The 15,513-nt window shown below is 57.2% G+C and carries 15 protein-coding genes; 1 reads left to right on the plus strand and 14 read right to left on the minus strand.

Annotation, left to right across the window (positions count from 1 at the left end):
- Window positions 1-566 precede the first annotated feature (566 nt).
- The 13 genes from tyrS to F1379_RS24470 all read right to left on the minus strand — a co-directional run bounded on the left by tyrS (window position 567) and on the right by F1379_RS24470 (window position 13,207).
- Entirely contained in the window at window positions 567-1,826 is a 1,260-nt protein-coding gene (tyrS, locus tag F1379_RS24410) for a tyrosine--tRNA ligase (RefSeq protein WP_150274959.1), read from the minus strand.
- 409 nt (window positions 1,827-2,235) lie between these two features.
- On the minus strand, window positions 2,236-2,574 hold the full coding sequence (locus tag F1379_RS24415) for a hypothetical protein (RefSeq protein WP_150274961.1): 339 nt from the start codon (window positions 2,572-2,574) through the stop codon (window positions 2,236-2,238).
- Window positions 2,550-4,322, minus strand: a complete 1,773-nt coding sequence (gene atzF / locus F1379_RS24420; RefSeq protein ID WP_150274963.1) for an allophanate hydrolase — start codon at window positions 4,320-4,322, stop codon at window positions 2,550-2,552. The genes F1379_RS24415 and atzF overlap by 25 nt, the downstream gene beginning before the upstream one ends.
- A gap of 23 nt (window positions 4,323-4,345) precedes the next feature.
- Window positions 4,346-5,962, minus strand: a complete 1,617-nt coding sequence (locus tag F1379_RS24425; protein ID WP_150274965.1) for a PucR family transcriptional regulator — start codon at window positions 5,960-5,962, stop codon at window positions 4,346-4,348.
- A 15-nt stretch (window positions 5,963-5,977) separates the two neighbouring features.
- Window positions 5,978-6,409, minus strand: a complete 432-nt coding sequence (locus F1379_RS24430) for a cupin domain-containing protein (protein ID WP_150274967.1) — start codon at window positions 6,407-6,409, stop codon at window positions 5,978-5,980.
- A 30-nt stretch (window positions 6,410-6,439) separates the two neighbouring features.
- Window positions 6,440-7,513, minus strand: coding sequence for a cyanuric acid amidohydrolase (atzD, locus tag F1379_RS24435; RefSeq protein WP_150275141.1), 1,074 nt, complete (start codon window positions 7,511-7,513; stop codon window positions 6,440-6,442).
- Window positions 7,513-8,265: an ABC transporter permease gene (locus F1379_RS24440; protein ID WP_150274970.1), complete on the minus strand. Its 753-nt coding sequence runs from the start codon at window positions 8,263-8,265 to the stop codon at window positions 7,513-7,515. Before F1379_RS24440 ends, atzD begins: the two co-directional genes overlap by 1 nt.
- Entirely contained in the window at window positions 8,262-9,086 is an 825-nt protein-coding gene (locus tag F1379_RS24445; RefSeq protein WP_150274972.1) for an ABC transporter ATP-binding protein, read from the minus strand. The genes F1379_RS24440 and F1379_RS24445 overlap by 4 nt, the downstream gene beginning before the upstream one ends.
- A 13-nt stretch (window positions 9,087-9,099) precedes the next feature.
- Complete coding sequence (locus F1379_RS24450) at window positions 9,100-10,113, minus strand: ABC transporter substrate-binding protein (RefSeq protein WP_150274974.1); 1,014 nt, start codon at window positions 10,111-10,113, stop codon at window positions 9,100-9,102.
- 43 nt (window positions 10,114-10,156) lie between these two features.
- On the minus strand, window positions 10,157-10,840 hold the full coding sequence (gene biuH, locus F1379_RS24455) for a biuret amidohydrolase (protein WP_150274976.1): 684 nt from the start codon (window positions 10,838-10,840) through the stop codon (window positions 10,157-10,159).
- A 293-nt stretch (window positions 10,841-11,133) separates the two neighbouring features.
- Complete coding sequence (locus tag F1379_RS24460) at window positions 11,134-11,799, minus strand: SdpI family protein (RefSeq protein ID WP_150274978.1); 666 nt, start codon at window positions 11,797-11,799, stop codon at window positions 11,134-11,136.
- Between the two features lie 2 nt (window positions 11,800-11,801).
- Entirely contained in the window at window positions 11,802-12,065 is a 264-nt protein-coding gene (locus F1379_RS24465; protein ID WP_150274981.1) for an autorepressor SdpR family transcription factor, read from the minus strand.
- A 710-nt stretch (window positions 12,066-12,775) separates the two neighbouring features.
- On the minus strand, window positions 12,776-13,207 hold the full coding sequence (locus F1379_RS24470; protein ID WP_150274983.1) for a MarR family winged helix-turn-helix transcriptional regulator: 432 nt from the start codon (window positions 13,205-13,207) through the stop codon (window positions 12,776-12,778).
- A gap of 180 nt (window positions 13,208-13,387) precedes the next feature.
- Between F1379_RS24470 and F1379_RS24475 the strand changes: the two genes are divergently transcribed.
- A complete protein-coding gene (locus F1379_RS24475; RefSeq protein ID WP_150274985.1) occupies window positions 13,388-13,843 on the plus strand; it encodes a CBS domain-containing protein in 456 nt (151 codons plus the stop codon).
- A gap of 15 nt (window positions 13,844-13,858) precedes the next feature.
- On the opposite strand, the gene F1379_RS24480 is transcribed toward F1379_RS24475, so the two are convergent.
- A complete protein-coding gene (locus F1379_RS24480) occupies window positions 13,859-15,469 on the minus strand; it encodes an S-layer homology domain-containing protein (protein ID WP_150274987.1) in 1,611 nt (536 codons plus the stop codon).
- Window positions 15,470-15,513 lie beyond the last annotated feature (44 nt).

The raw sequence follows: 15,513 nt of genomic DNA on the forward strand, positions 1-15,513 counted from the left end.
CTTTCTTGGTGGACTTCGACAATCCCGAGAATACCCTACTTTTTTGTTGCCTGACTAGGCCCCAAATCTTGGTACACAACTTATTTTACGCCATCGAAATCAGCAAAGAATGGCACATTAAGTGGCCGAAATCGAACTAAATCTTGAAGCTGCTGAATAGCCTTCAACATGCGTGCGGAACATACTGGTCGTTGAGCCTGCTGAATGAGGTGAACATGCTGAATACGGTGAACATGCTGGACTAGGTAAACTTAGTGAACACTCTCTATTTGGTAAACATACCTTAATTAGATGCTGGACAAACCGAACTTGGTGAACTTAATCTGCTGGATATACCGAACTTGCTGTACACACTTAACATACTGATTACGCCGGGATGGCGAACTTGGCGAACTTGGTGAACTTGGTGAACTTGGTGAATTCCATCATTCGTTGCACTTCTCGCTGAACTCGATGAATTTTAAGAGTACACCTGGCACTAAAGCTACAATCAGCAAAAAGCCGACGGACCCCTAAAGGTCTGTCGGCTTTCTTCACGTAACGTATTCGCGCACTAGAATCCCGGTTTACACCAGCTTCACCAAGCTGTAGTTCTTCTTGCCTTTGCGGACGATGATGAATTTGCCGCCGATGGCCTGCTCGGCCGTAATGTCGGCCTCAAGCTCGCTTACGCGCTCGCCGTTGATGGAAATCGCGCCTTTGGTAATGTCCTCGCGCGCCTGGCGCTTCGATGGCTCAATACCCAGCTCGACCAGCCATTCTACGATGTTCTTCGTGTCCTTGCCGGCGGTGAAGGTCGGCATTTCCTTGAAGCCTTCCTCGATTTCTTCCGCCGTCAGCGAGCGGATATCCCCGCTGAACAGGGCGGCCGTGATGCGCTGCGCCTGCTCCAGCAGCTCCTGGCCGTGTACGAAGCGGGTCATTTCCTCGGCCAGCGCCTTCTGTGCCTCCCGCTTATGCGGCTCGGTCTGCACCTTCTCTTCCAGCGCGGCAATCTCCTCCTGGCTCAGGAAGGTGAAGTACTTCAGGTATTTAATCACGTCACGGTCGTCGGCATTGGCCCAGAACTGGTAGAACTCGTAAGGCGTGGTCTTCTTCGGATCGAGCCAGACGGCACCGCCGGCGCTCTTGCCGAATTTCGTGCCATCTGCCTTCAGCATCAGCGGGATCGTCAGACCGAAGACTTTAGCATCGGCGCCTTCTTTTTTGCGGATCAAGTCCAGTCCGCTTGTAATATTACCCCACTGGTCGGAGCCGCCGATCTGCAGCTGCACATCCTCGTTCCGGTACAGGTGCAGGTAGTCGATCGACTGCAGAATCTGGTAGGAGAATTCTGTGAACGAAATCCCGCTGTCCAGACGGCTGGAGACGACATCCTTGGCCAGCATCGTGTTGATGCTGAAGTTCTTGCCGTAGTCGCGCAGGAATTCAATGACATTGATTTCCTTGGTCCAGTCATAGTTGTTGACCAGGCGGACCTGATTGTCCCCGTCAGTGACGAACAGCTTCTTCATCTGCGCTGTCAATGCGTCCACATTCTCCTGCACCTGCTCCATGGTCTGGAGGGAGCGTTCCGTGGAGCGTCCGCTGGGATCGCCAATCGTTCCGGTGGCCCCGCCGATCAGAATGACCGGGCGGTGTCCGGCATTCTGGAACCGCTTGAGCATCATAAAGGGAATCAGATGCCCGATATGCATACTGTCGCCGGTCGGGTCCACACCGCAATAGAGCGAGACCGCCTTGGTTTCTGTCAATTCGCGCAGTCCTTCCGCATCCGTCTGCTGGTTAATGGCGCCGCGCCACTCCAGTTCATCAATAATGTTCAATCTGTACAGCCCCTTTTGATATAGTGAGTTGCCTGAAAAACAAAAAATCGCCCCCCAAGTCTATGCAGACTTAAGGGACGATTGAATAACCGTGTTACCACCCAACTTGCGCGGAGCAGAGAACTAAATCTCTGCGGCCCACGCCGCTCATAGGCGAGATATCGTTCGCCAGGTTCCGCTTGGCATTACCCAAGATACTCCGGAGTGTAATTCACAGGCCCTTGTGTGTACCGGGTTCCATCACCCCCCGGCTTTCTGGGACAGGGACAAGTCTGCTACTGCGCTCGTTCAGCGTATGTGAACTATAAGATTACAGGAATTATAGCTCAGGGGATTTTTTTTGTCAATTCATGTCTTGGGCGCCAGACGTAGACGTATTCTCCGCCTGCCGCAGCGGGTCTTACTGGCCTCACAACAGCAGTCCGCCCACCGCTTCCAGATGCGCATCCAGCGTCAGCGGATTATAATTGGCCAAGCGCAGGTCAAGTGTATGCGCCCGTCCGGACTTCACCGCCGGAAGATTACGCCAGATCGGAGTATCCATTAGCTGCTGTGCTTCGGAAGCATCCGGCCCGGCAGAAGGGACCGCCAGGAAGATCCGGTCACCTGCGTAATCGCCAGCTGCTCCGGGGCAATCCACCTCCATTTCAGTCCGGGCGTAAAGAAGCGCCGTGCAGGCGTTGGTGCTGCCTGCGCGGCGCTTCCTGTTCCGGAATCGTCCGGTTAACGGTTCACTGCATATCTCCATCCGCCATATGCCGTAATGTTCTCCGCCTCCGCCCCGGCATACCCCTCACAGATGAAGCCGGTGACCTTCCGGCCATCCTCCAGTTCCACCCGGCCGAGCCCGAGCGGCGCCGGAATCAGTGCGGCAAAGGCGCCCAGCGACTCAGACGGCATCAGCCATAGCTCCAGCTCTATGGAGCTGCCCCCCGCCGCTTGCCGGATCAGCCCGGGCTTGGCCGGCTCACTCCGAAGCTTAATCAGCTCATAGCAGGGAGCCGTACGGGCTTCCTGCCAAAAGGATGCGCCATGCTCCAGCATCTGCCGCTCCAGCGGGAAGCCGCGCATATGCAGCCCGCAGACGGCCAGCACGGTCCAGCCGGGCGCAGGCTCCCCGTCAGCTGTTTGCGGCAGCACGGTCTCCCCAAGCAGCCGCGCGGCGGCTCCTGCCAGCAGATGCTCGCTGTCTGCCAAGGCAAACAATGTAATGCCGAACGGCAGCTTCTCCGCCGCTTCGCCGGCGGGAATGGCAACAGCCGACAAGTCCAGCAGGTTGCAATGATTGGTATACCGCCCCATATCGGAGTTGGCGGAGACCGGATTCAGCGCAAGCTGCTCCCGGGTCCAGGTTCCCCCGCAGGTCGGCAGCACCAGCACAGCATCCTCCAGCAGCTTCGCGGCTTCGCCCTTATACCGCTGCAGCCGGTGCATCGCCCGGAACAGGCTTGCAGCCGTATGGCGCTCCGCCGCACCCGAGGACAGAATACGTTCCGTTACCGGAAGCACAGCTTCCCGGTGGTTCTCCACGAATTCGCCCAGTGCTGCCCAGCGCTCGGCTACCCACGGACCGTCGTACAGAATGGACGCCGCTTCGAAGAACAGCGCGCAGTCCACGCGCTCGGCCGCCAGCCCGGAGGCCAGCACAGCGGCCTCGGCTCTCTCCCAGGCCCGGCGGTATTCGTCCGCATGGGGGCCGTAGAATTCAAGCGGCGCGTCCGGCAGCAGCAGCCGCTGCGGCAGCCGGGCAGCGCGGCGCTTCACAGCGCGTGACCACGGATCGGCTGCGTCCAGGCCGCGCGCCACGCGGTCCACCGCCAGCGCATCCTCCAGATTATGCGCGAACACGGTGACGCAATCGAGGCTGGCGCAGGCCGGCACCACGCCGCGCACCGTCCAGGCACCAAGGCTGGGCTTGTAGCCGACCAGCCCGTTCAGCGCTGCCGGCACGCGCCCTGAGCCAGCGGTGTCCGTGCCGAGGCTGAACACCGCCTGGCCGCGTGCAACAGCCACGGCCGAGCCGGAGCTGGAGCCGCCGCTGATGTACTCCGGCCGCAGGGCGTTGTGCGTCTCGCCATACGGGCTGCGCACCCCGACGAGGCCGGTGGCGAACTGGTCGAGATTGCTCTTGCCGACGGGAATGGCTCCGGCCGCAATCAGGCGGGCGACGACCGCCGCATCCGCTTCGGGCTGATAGGCGTAGGCTGGACAGGCTGCGGTTGTCGACAGGCCTCCGACATCAATATTGTCCTTGACCGCAAACGGGATACCCCATAGCGGATACTGCAGCGGATCAAGCTCCCGCAGCGCTTCCAGATAGGGCCTGATGTGCGCCTCAGACGGCGGTTCGATCCAGATGTTCATCCCCTGATCACGCGCGGCGCGGCGGATGATTTCACGGATGACCTCCTCCGGATCAAGCGCTCCGCTTAAGTATTGCCCGCGCAGCCAGCCGGCGCTCAGCTTGGCGGGTAGTTCTGTTCTTGCCGCTTCCATGCGGTTCATCTCCTCTCTTGCGGTTACTCTCCGCGCCTTCCCCGGCCCATCTCATGGAGCTTCAGCGCAAGCTGCAGCTCCAGCATGTCATCGCCGTCATCCAGGCTGAGCCCGAGCAGCTCGCAAGCCCGGTCAATCCGGTAGGTGACCGTGTTATAGTGGGTGAACAGCTCGGCGGAAGTCCGTTTAATGTTGCGGTTGCACTTGAAATAAAGCTGGAGCGTCTGGAGCAGCGAAGCGTTGTGCTTGCGGTCATACTCCAGCAGCGGGATCACATACTGGTCTCTGTATTCTCCGATTTCAGCAAGCTCCGGCAGATGGTACAGCAGGCGGAACACGCCCAGCTTCCGGTAATCCACATATGGTCCGCTGTATCCGCTGATTTCACGGATACGGGCGATCCTGCGGGCCGACTCATAGCTGAAACGCACCTCAGCGGGACCTTCCGCCCGGTCGCCGATGCAGAAAGCACAGCTCTCCCCCGGCAGTGAGCGGTGCAGTTCCGCGAGCAGACGCCCCAGCGTCTCTTCCAGCGGACTCTCCGGCAGCTCCGGAACGGTCAGGACCAGCTCGCCTTCGATAATGGTCAGCTTCACCTGCTGCAGATCGGCCCGGGCCCGCACCCGCTTCACCGCCTGCTGCAGCTGCTTCAGCTCCGGCTTCTCCTCCAGCCAGCCCACCGTCACCGCACGCAGCGGCCGCTCGGGCAGCGGACAGCCGCAGGCTTCGGCCCGCAGCTTCAAGTCCTCGGCCGCGGCAATCCGGCCGCTGATCCAGTCCTGCAGGAACTGGTCGACGTACTTCAGCTCCACTTCACGGCGGGCGCCGGCGTTGATCATTTCCAGCCCGACCAGTACGCCGACGCGGTCGATCGTCAGCTGATCGACGACCGACAGCTCGCGGTCCCACTCCAGCAGAATGAGCAGGCACTGGTCATTCTGCTTGTCGTTAACCGCCGAGACATAAGCGCGGATGCGCCGCCCGCCGACGGTCAGGAAGCTGATGCCGAGGCTGCCTTCCTGGCGCAGCTGCATCCAGGCCGGCAGCTCTCCGGCCAGTCCCAGCTCATCCGCCTGCGGCGAGCAGAAGACCTGATCCGTATCATCCAGCAGCACAATCGGATTGTGCAGCATGCCGTCCAGCGTCTGCAGGAAATCCTCGATGCCGTCGCCGTGCAGCAGCTGCCTGGACAGCTTCTGGAAGCGGCTCTGCAGCTGGGAGAGCTCACGGGCCTCCTGCACCAGCACCCGTTCCATAATATCCCGCACGACATCGGAGAAGGAGGTTCGGGCCGGCAGCTCGAAGATCGGGAAATCAAGCTGGTCGGCCAGCTCCAGCGCTTCCGCCGGAACCTCGTCGATATAACGCTTTGTTTTGATTCCGAGCGCGGATACGCCTTTCTGGTTCAACTGAGGGATAATCTCGGTGATCAGCCCGGGCTGCCCGTGGAAGGGAAAGCCGCTCGTAATCAGAAACTCTCCGGGACGCACCCAGTCGATAACATCCGGGACCTCCATGACATTTACGCGGTTAATATAACGGCCGAGGCCGCCGGAGCCGGCCAGCACCACAGCTTCCTTAAGATCGGGGATAAGCAGAATATCGCTGCAGGTCAACCCTGTGATCACACCACTTCCCATGAAGCCCCGCCGCCTTTACTTTAGCTTGGAAGAATAAATATCCTCAATCAGAGTCGTTCCGAAAAAGCTGTTCGCCGGCACTCCCTCCTCCGCCGGCACAAAAATGCTGATCTGCTCGGACGGCGTATCACCAGCATTAGCCACGGAATGGACCACATTCGCGGGAACATGGAACGTATCACCAGCCCGGTAGCTGTACCACTCGCCGTCACACAGCAGCTTGACCTCGCCTACAGTAATATGAATAATCTCCACTACATCGTGGTAGTGCGGAACCACCTGCCCGCCGACGCCCAGCTTCTCCCACAGAATCGAGCTCATCCGGATGCCCAGCCGGTCCGCCTGCTCCGCCGAGACAATCTCGCGGTGGTACAGCTCAATATGATTCGGCATTAATTCCCAGGTCATCTCCGCTGCCGTCAGCACTTCCGTTTCTTGTGTATGCATATGTCATTCCTCCATGGAGTAAAGTGTTGGTTATTTGCGGCGGAATACAGCCGCTACCGGCCCGCCGCCCTTGGGTCCCTGATGCTCGCCGCCGCCGGAGACATAAATCATCGGATCGCCGCCGACATAGGCCAGCACGCCGCCGACTACAGCCCGCGCATGGCGCGTATGGTTGATGTCGGAATCATCCAGCATGATATGGCGCCGCCCGCGGACCATTCCATCCGGATCGGCTTCGGCCTTGGCCAGCACCTGCACCAGCTCATCGCCGGAATGACGGTCCATGAGGCTCTGCAGTGCTGTACCGTCGATGGCATCCTGCATGACAGCATGATCAATGTGATACGGTCCTTCCGCCGCGGCGGAATTGCCGAAGACGATGACTTCGCAGCAGGATAGCTCGCTGCCGGCCGAAGTAGAGGCTACGGAGCTGTACAGGTCCCAGTTCACGCATATATCCTCTTCACGCAGAACAAAGCGCTCGACTTCGCCCAGTGCCACGGCGGCTCCCAGGGCAGAAGCGCCCCGGGAGTATCCCATGGACTTGTAGGTGTCCTCTGTAACAAGCGATGTCCCCCGGCCATGTGCTTCGAAGAGCTGTTCCCCGGTGAGCAGCGGGCATTTAATCTGCACGAAATGCACGTCAGCCGCCGAGGTAATCCCGGCATCGAATACAGCGCGGGCCACGGCATCGGCCACCTCGTCGACTTGGACTAGACGGCCGAGCTCTTCAGGCCGGAAATCCCGTGTACGGGCCGTACCGATGGCCAGCGCCTGACCGCCCGTGCCTGTGCCAGCCCCGCCCGGCTCCGGCGAGCCGCTGCGGCTGATGACGGTAAAATGCGGGCTGAGCACGCCTTCCGTCCCTCCGGACATGACATAGGAAATGTCTGCAGTCTCTTCTTGCCCTGCCGCAGCGAAGAATCGCTTCAGCGCCATGACGGCGTAGCCGCGTGTGAAATCGTTGACGCAGCCGTTGCCCTCTGTCTTGCCCAGCACAGCTACAACCTCGCCGGGCTTCAGCAGCCCTCCCTCTATCGCCGACTGCAGGCCCGTCATGTCATGCGGCGCACCTGCAGGGATTTTGACCACCGAGCATTTCATCACAAATCATCGCTCCTTGTCCAGAAAATAACCTTCTTCTCCAGCGCCCCGACGACCCAGAACAGCAGCAGACCGCACAGCGCCGAAGCGATAATGGCCGAGAACATGACCGGCGTGTCCATATGATAGGAAGAGACCAGCACCACATAACCGAGCCCCTTGTTGGCCCCGACAAATTCTCCGACTATCGCCCCGACAATGGCCAGCGAGGTGGAGATTTTGAGTGCGGAAAATATGTACGGCAGGCTCGTCGGCAGCCGCAGCTTCCAGAAGATCTCCCACTTCGTCCCTTTATAGGTGGAGAACAGCTCCCAAGCTTCGTATTCAATCGCCTTGAGCCCTTTGACGCTGTTGACCAGAATCGGGAAGAAGCAAATCAGCATCGAAGCGATCACCTTCGAGGTATATCCGGTTCCCAGCCAAACCACGAGCAGAGGAGCCAGCGCAACCAGCGGTGTAGTCTTAAGGGCGATTGCGAGCGGGAACATCCCCTTCTCGATCGGCTTGGAATGGACGAAAATAATCGCGGTAGCAAAGCCCAGAATGTTGGCCAGAAGAAAGCCGGTCAGGGATTCGCCGAGTGTAACCAGCGTATGCGACCACAGCGAACCGTCAATCGCCGAGACGACCTGTGTCGGAGCAGGCAGCAAATACATCGGAATGGCGAACAGCTTAACGGCCAGCTCCCAGAGAATCAGAAAGCCAAGGGCAAACAACACCGGATAGAGACTGTCTTTGATTTTGGCTGTCATAGGTGCTTCACCCGCTTTCTCAGTTCCTTGACGGTGCGGTGGAATTCAGGCAGCTCCTCCATACCCGCTTCGCGCGGCGAAGGCAGCGGTACCGGAATGATGTCCGTCACGCCGGCAGGCCGGGGCGACATCATGACCACCCGGTCCGACAGGAGCACGGATTCCTGAATGGAGTGGGTTACCATCACAATGCTGCTAAGGCTCGTCTCCGGGCTCTCCCACAGCCGCAGCAGCTCGAAATTCAGCTTCTCGCGGGTCAATTCATCCAGCGCGCCGAACGGCTCATCCATCAAAAGCACGGTCGGATCGGCTGCCAGCGCTCTGGCAATGGCCGCCCGCTGCTGCATTCCGCCGCTGAGCTGATGCGGAAAATGATTCTGGAAATCCTGCAGGCCCACGAGCCGCAGAGCGCTTTCCGCCTTCTCCCGCGCTTCCTTCTTGCTGAACTTCTTCTTCTCGCCCAGCTCCAGCGGCAGCATGACATTCTGCAGGGCGCTCAGCCAGGGCATCAGCACCGGCTTCTGGAACACCATGCCCAGTGACAGATCGGGAGAAGCGTAAGTCACTTCTCCGCCGCCTTCCGGGCTAAGGAGCCGCAGCATCAGCCGCAGCGTGGTCGATTTGCCGCAGCCGCTTGGACCCAGGATGGAAATGAATTCATTGCGGTATACGTCCAGACTAACCTGGTTAAGCACAGGCACATTGCCGAAGGACAGGGAGCAGTTGCGCAAGGAGAGCATGATCTCCCGGTTCCCGGAATTCCGCACGGCGGCGGAATCCGTCCATTCTTTGCTCGCTATTTCTTTGATCGCTGTTGTCATCGGCTTAACCCCCTTATTCCAGATAATCGTTGGTGAACAATGCGCTCAGGTCCTGCTCTTTCTTCACAAAATCCAGATCAATCAGGTTCTGCTGCAGTGTCTCCCAGGCCGCTTCATCCATGGAGCCCAGCGGCAGCTTCTCTGGCTCCAGCAGCGGAACGCTTGCCTTCATCATGTTGACTTCATGCTCCAGATCCAGCTTTTCGCCGTATTTCAGACCGAATTCAGCTGCTTCCTCCGGATTCTCTAACGCATAGTCCCAGCCTTTCATCGAGGCTTGCACGAAATTCCGGACCATCTCCGGGTCTTTCTCAATGACCGTTTCTGTGGTGAACAGGGTATCGGCATAGAAATTGATGCCATAATCGTTCGGGTCGATAATGTTGACCTCCTTGCCCTGCTCCTCCACGGCCAGAACTTCATTGATTACATAGCCGGGCCAAGCCTTAACCTGGCCGCTCAGCAGCGGGCTCAGATCATATTTAATCGGCATCTCTTCAATTTGCGAGGTTTCGATGCCGGCACTCTTCTCCATCGCCCGGAAGGTCAGCTCTTCATTGCCGCCCAGCTTGATGCCCACCTTCTGCCCGATCAGATCCTCCATCGTGGTAATGCCCGACTCCTTGAGGGCGAACATAACGAACGGGGTTTTGCGGTAAATGGCGGACAACGCCTTGACCGGCACGCCCTTTTCTCTGGCAATTATGATTTGGTCGGCACCGGTCACCCCGAACTCTTCACTGCCGGAAGCCACCATCTGCACCGCCGGAAAATCCGAGCCGCCCGGACGGATCTCCACATCCAGACCCGCTTCCTTATAAAAGCCCTTCTCCACCGCAGTATAGAAGCCGGCAAACTGCGCCTGGTGTATCCACTTGAGCCGCAGCACAACCTTTTTCAATTCGCCGGAGCCTTCCGTTCCCTGCCCCTCCACCTTGCCGGTGTCCGTTCCGTTCCCGCAAGCGGTAATGAGCAGCATCAGCGAAGCCAGCAGAATGAGCGCCTTAGGTCTTGTCATTTTCCACATGATGATTCCCCCGTTATGATGAATTTGATATTTATTCAGGCCTCTACAGCTGTTCCAGCGCCTCCAGCACCGCTTCCGAGTCGCTCACGCTGCCGAATACGCCGCCCTGCATCTTGACCATATTCAGCGCCGCCAGGTGATTGGCATAATCTGTCGCTCCCGTGCAATCCTCCAGAATGAGGCACTCATAGCCGCGGTCATTCGCTTCCCGCATCGTTGTATGCACACAGACATCGGTGGTGATTCCGGTCAGAATCAGGTGGGTGATGCCTTTATTCTTCAAGATCAAATCCAGGTCGGTGGCATAGAAGCTGCCCTTGCCCGGCTTGTCGATAATGTACTCACCCGGAGCCGGGGCCAGCTCATCAATAATCTGCCAGCCTCGCTCACCCCGCACGAGAATGCGTCCCGCCGGTCCCTCTGAGCCGATCTCGGCGCCGATTTGCCGGCTTCGCCAGCGCTTGTTCGCCGGCAGATCGGACAAGTCAGGCTTATGTCCTTCCCGGGTATGGATGACGGTGAAGCCGCCGGTCTCCCGGACCCGCGCCAGCAGCCGCTTGATCGGCTCTATCGCCCTGGCGGTCAACGAGAGGTCGTAGCCCATTCTCTCCACGTAACCGCCCCTGCCGCAAAAATCCGTCTGCATGTCGATAATCATGAGCGCCGTCTTGGCCGGATCTATGGCGCCGTCATAGGGCCACATGTATGGTGATGCTGCAATCTGCATGGTGCATGCTCCTCTCCTGAGTCCACTCCGTCGAATAATGTCACTTTATATAACATTTTGTCTACAGTGACTTGCTATGTGTTAGATTATATTACAATAAAAACACAAAGTCTTCGTTTTTTTTACGAAAAAAGTAGTTTTCTGTTTGTTATTTTCGATAAATATAACATGTACATCACATATAAACTGCCCATGAATCCATATCCTTTCGCATAACAAGCAAAAAGCCATCCGGGGCCCGACGCCCCAGACAGCTTTCGTAATTTCAGATGACAGCATATAAAACTTCATTCTCATAATTTCCTCTTCACGTAAACGATAGGGAGCACATTCGCCAGCGCAAAAACAGCAATCCCGGTGTACACAACCCACCATCCGGGAAGCAGGAGTCCCGCAAGCATCAGCATGCCTCCTGCAACATAACACCGTCCGGCAAAACGCTGGCCCCGGAACCAGGCCCGGTCGTCCGTCAGTGTCTCCTTCAGGCGCAGGCCGGCCAGCGAATTGCGCCGCAGCTTCGGCATCAGGTTGCCGGTAACCAGCATCAGGAGCCCTAACATGACTATAGTGATCCGTACCATAACCAGTCCGGAGAAGGCGGCAGTCCCTGTCTGCACAACGAGCGCATGCACAGAAATGGCGGCGAACAGCACCGTACAGCACAGGATGGACAGGTCTACAATTTTGGCGGCTGCGGGGCCGTTGTCCTTCGTTTGCTGCCCTCCAAAGCGCAGTGTCAGGGCAAAAATCCCTTTAAGCACCGCGAACCCGATCACTCCGAGCCCCGCCAGAAGCGGCACCTCCAGGCTGGATTTCTCCACGAAACGGTCGGCTTGGCCCCGCCAATCAAAATGCATCGGGACAGTCTCGGGCATCTGCGGATAGAGATACAAGTACAGTCCGAGCGGGATTAGAGCGATTAGCAACGAGAATACAGTCGTCGTCTTCCATTTAAACATTGTTATTCCTCCCTGAAGGTCAGAATCCACTTGAGCACATCCTCGAATACCGAGGTATTCAGCTCGTAATAGATATACTTGCCGTCCCGCTCGGTCCGCACGAGATCTGCATCGCGGAGCACGGACAGATGGTGGGAGACCGTCGCCTGCGTCATGGCAAAGTGCTCACCGATGCTTCCGGCCGTCATCCGGCCGTTCTTCAGCAGCTCCAGCATCTCCCGCCGGTATTCATCCGACAACGCTTTGAACGTCTCCTTGACTCCCATACACACCTCCGGACAACATTTTGATGTATTACATATCGAAATTTATCTATATGTAATATATGCCAATTCCTCTCCCTATGCAACCACATAAATCAGTTATATTACTTGAACTTGAGACTATTAAAAAGGAACAAGCAGCCCATTCTGAATAATTAACTTTCCTTTGCTAAGGGGCGCCCAGTAAGTACTGTGTACTGTGTATCGTGTATCGTGTTCTTGCGCTTAACCGGGCGATAAATAACACAGTACCGGCTGACCATTTGTGATTGTAGGCGAAAAACCGACCACAATGTGCTGCTGCGAGGGGAAACGGGCCCAATATAGTCTAAAAACCGACCACAATGTACTGCTGCGAGGGGAAACTGGCCTAATGTGTACGAAAAACCGACCACAATGCGCTGCTGCGAGGGGTAACGGGCCCAATGTAGTCGAAAAAACGACCACAATGTGCTGTTGCGAGGGGAAACTGGCCTAATGTGTACGATTAACCGACCACAATCCACATGGCACGCACAAAAGCTTATCCCGGAGACGGGATGAACTTAAAGTATAAGTTTTCCTCGTCACCGCTCGGCAGCCGGAATGCCGCTGCTGGAAATCCTGCTGCTCCAAAGCAAAGCGTTCGCCGGCAAAGCTTCCATTCCCTCAGTGTCGGCTGCTCCGGCTGTGACAATCTCCAGCGTAGAGATACGCTTACCGTGTCCCGCAGGTCAGGTCTGTTCCAGACAAGCGGCGTTAAACTTCCGCAACAGCTCCCCGAAGTTCTGCCGCTCCGATTCGTCCCAGTCCTTAAGCAGCTGGCGTACACTCTCCTGCCGCGCTTCCTGACTCTCCTTCAGTACCTCCGCCCCCAGCTCTGTTATGGCAAGCGTATAGGAACGTCCGTCCGACTCGTCGGGCAAGCGCGTAATATAACCCCGCTGCTCCAGTGCAGCAACCTGCCGGCTGACCGTGGAAATATCGAGGTGAAACTCATCGGCGATGGTTTTGACGCCGGAACCCGGGCTGGAGACGATATGATGCAGCAGCAGGTAGGCAGCCCGGTCCAGTGAACCGTTCTTCTTATATGTAGTCATTGCAATTAGCTGACGGACCAGCAGCGCCATCTCCAGCTCAATCGCGGCAATCGAACCTTGCTCCATGGTGGCTTAACCTCATTTCCAGTGCCTTGAAATTTGCTCTTCCTGTAAGCTTAAATGTGCTCTTGTAGTCATTGACTTTACCATCTTCACTTGTATAATACAAGTATATACTTTCATCATACAACTTTATAATAGCCGGACCTTGTCCGGCAAAGCGCCCAGCGGAAGGATGGCCCAGGAATGAAAGCGCATGAGATCATGATCAGACAGGTCTACAAGGTCAAGGAATACGATACGGTACGTAACTTCATCGAGAAATGCATCGAATACCGGATCAGCGGCATGCCGGTCATCAATGACCGGAACGAGATCGTCGCTTACTTAAGCGACGGGGATATTATGCGCTATATCGGCAAGCATGATGATATTGTCGTCGACTCTTTTTTTCAGGTGAATGTGGTTAAAGGGGACGAGGACGAATATGAGGAACGAACGCGCCGGCTGCTCGATCTCAACGTCATGGCTATTGCCAAGAAGAAGGTCGTCACGGTGAACTGGGAAGAGGATGTCGAACGGATTGCGACCATTCTCGGCAAGAAACAGATCAAGAAGGTTCCCGTGGAACGGGGCGGCGTACTGGTGGGCATTATCAGCCGCGGGGATGTGATCCGCCACTCTTTTAAGAGTCTGCTGTAATAATAGCAATAGCATTCAAAAGGAATAACCCGCGAATTTCTCCGCATTGCTCAAGCTGGTCCAAATATCCGGACTCTCTCCGCCGATATGCCAATAGGCGATGCCGGCCAGCTTATACTTTGCCGCGAGATTAAATTTGGCGGTTAAGGAACGGCCATCCTCCAGCCAGATGGTATGCTTCAGCGACCCGGCAGTGTAGCTGGCTACATACTGTCCGATTGAGCTGTCCCACACCGGCAGCAGCCCATAGCGGCTTACGATCCCGTTCTGCCCGGTCAGCGAGAGCGGGGCTGAAGACGGGGATATGCCATTCTGTCTCAGGGTCCAGTCATGATTAAAGAAGGGCAGGGCCAGAAGCACCTTCCGGCTGGAGACGGTCTTAAGCAGTCTCGTCACCGCTTCTTCCACATAAGGCAGTGAAGCATTGGACCCGGGACTCAGGCTGCCGCTGTAATGCTCGTCATACCCCATCATCACAATATAATCGGCCTTCATCCCCAGCGCTGCATAATCAAAGGCTTCCGTCCAGTCTGTCCCGAGATCGGGAGAGACGTCCACGGACAGTACCGCTCCCAGAGTATGTAACCTTGCGGCCAATTGCGCTACAAAGACAGTCAAAGCGGCCCGGTCCGCGCCGCCTACATTCTCGAAATCCAGATTCAGCCCATCCAGTCCGTGCTTGCTGACCAGTGCCGCCAGCTGATTGACTGCGGTGTTCCTTGCCGCTGTACTGGAGAGCATCTGATGTGTAGCCTCAAGGTCAGACCGGTTGCCTACCATCGGCCATAGCTGCTTCCCCTTCTTCTCCGCCCAGTCAACCAGCGTGGAATCCGTAGAATCCGAAACGGCCCCTGTCTCCCCCACAAAATACCAGCGCGGAGACAATGTATTTACATTCGAACGCATAATTGTGCCTTCATACTGAGCTGCGGTCTGCCCGTACTGCCACCCCAGCACCACCTGCTCCTCCGGTTCCTCATTAAGCTCCGCCGACCATGCCTCCTGCTGCAGCACCCGGTCCATCAGCACGGCTGTCTCCTGCCTTGTGATATAATCGGCCGGGCGGAAGGCTCCCGTCCCATCACCCTGCATTAAGCCAAGCCTGCTTACTGCATCCACAGCACTGCTTGCCCAGACGGCTACGCCGCTTGTATCCGTATAGGCGGTTTGCACCGCAGGTGAAATCTCCGGCTGCTTAAGCGTCCTGGCCAGCCACACTGCAGCCTCCTGCCGCGTAACCGGCTGCGCCGGAGCAAAGGTTGCGGCTGAAGTGCCGCTCGCCAGCTCCAGCTGAACGGCGGCCTGTATCCAGCCGCAGTACCACGCGCTTGCCGCAACATCCTTATAAGGCGAGATAGGACCCGGAACAGGCTCAAGCTTCAGCAGACGATCCAGCACGGCGATGAATTCAGCCCGGGTGATCGGCTTGGCCGGCGAAAAGCTTGTCTTAGAGGTCCCGGTTAAGATCTGCCGGTGATATAAATCTATGATTTCATTCCTGGCGTAGCTGCTTGCTATATCATTGAAAGGCAGCACAGCCTCAGCGGAAGCATACTGACCCCATACTCCGGCCGCGCACCAGACGGCTGCGGCCACAGCCGCTATTCTGCCCCATATTCTCTTCATCACTGTATTTCTCTCGGCTCCTTCCGGCAATAAGCCGAAAGTAT

The sequence above is a fragment of the Paenibacillus tepidiphilus genome, from assembly GCF_008635795.1.
Lineage (GTDB): Bacteria > Bacillota > Bacilli > Paenibacillales > Paenibacillaceae > Paenibacillus_AQ > Paenibacillus_AQ tepidiphilus.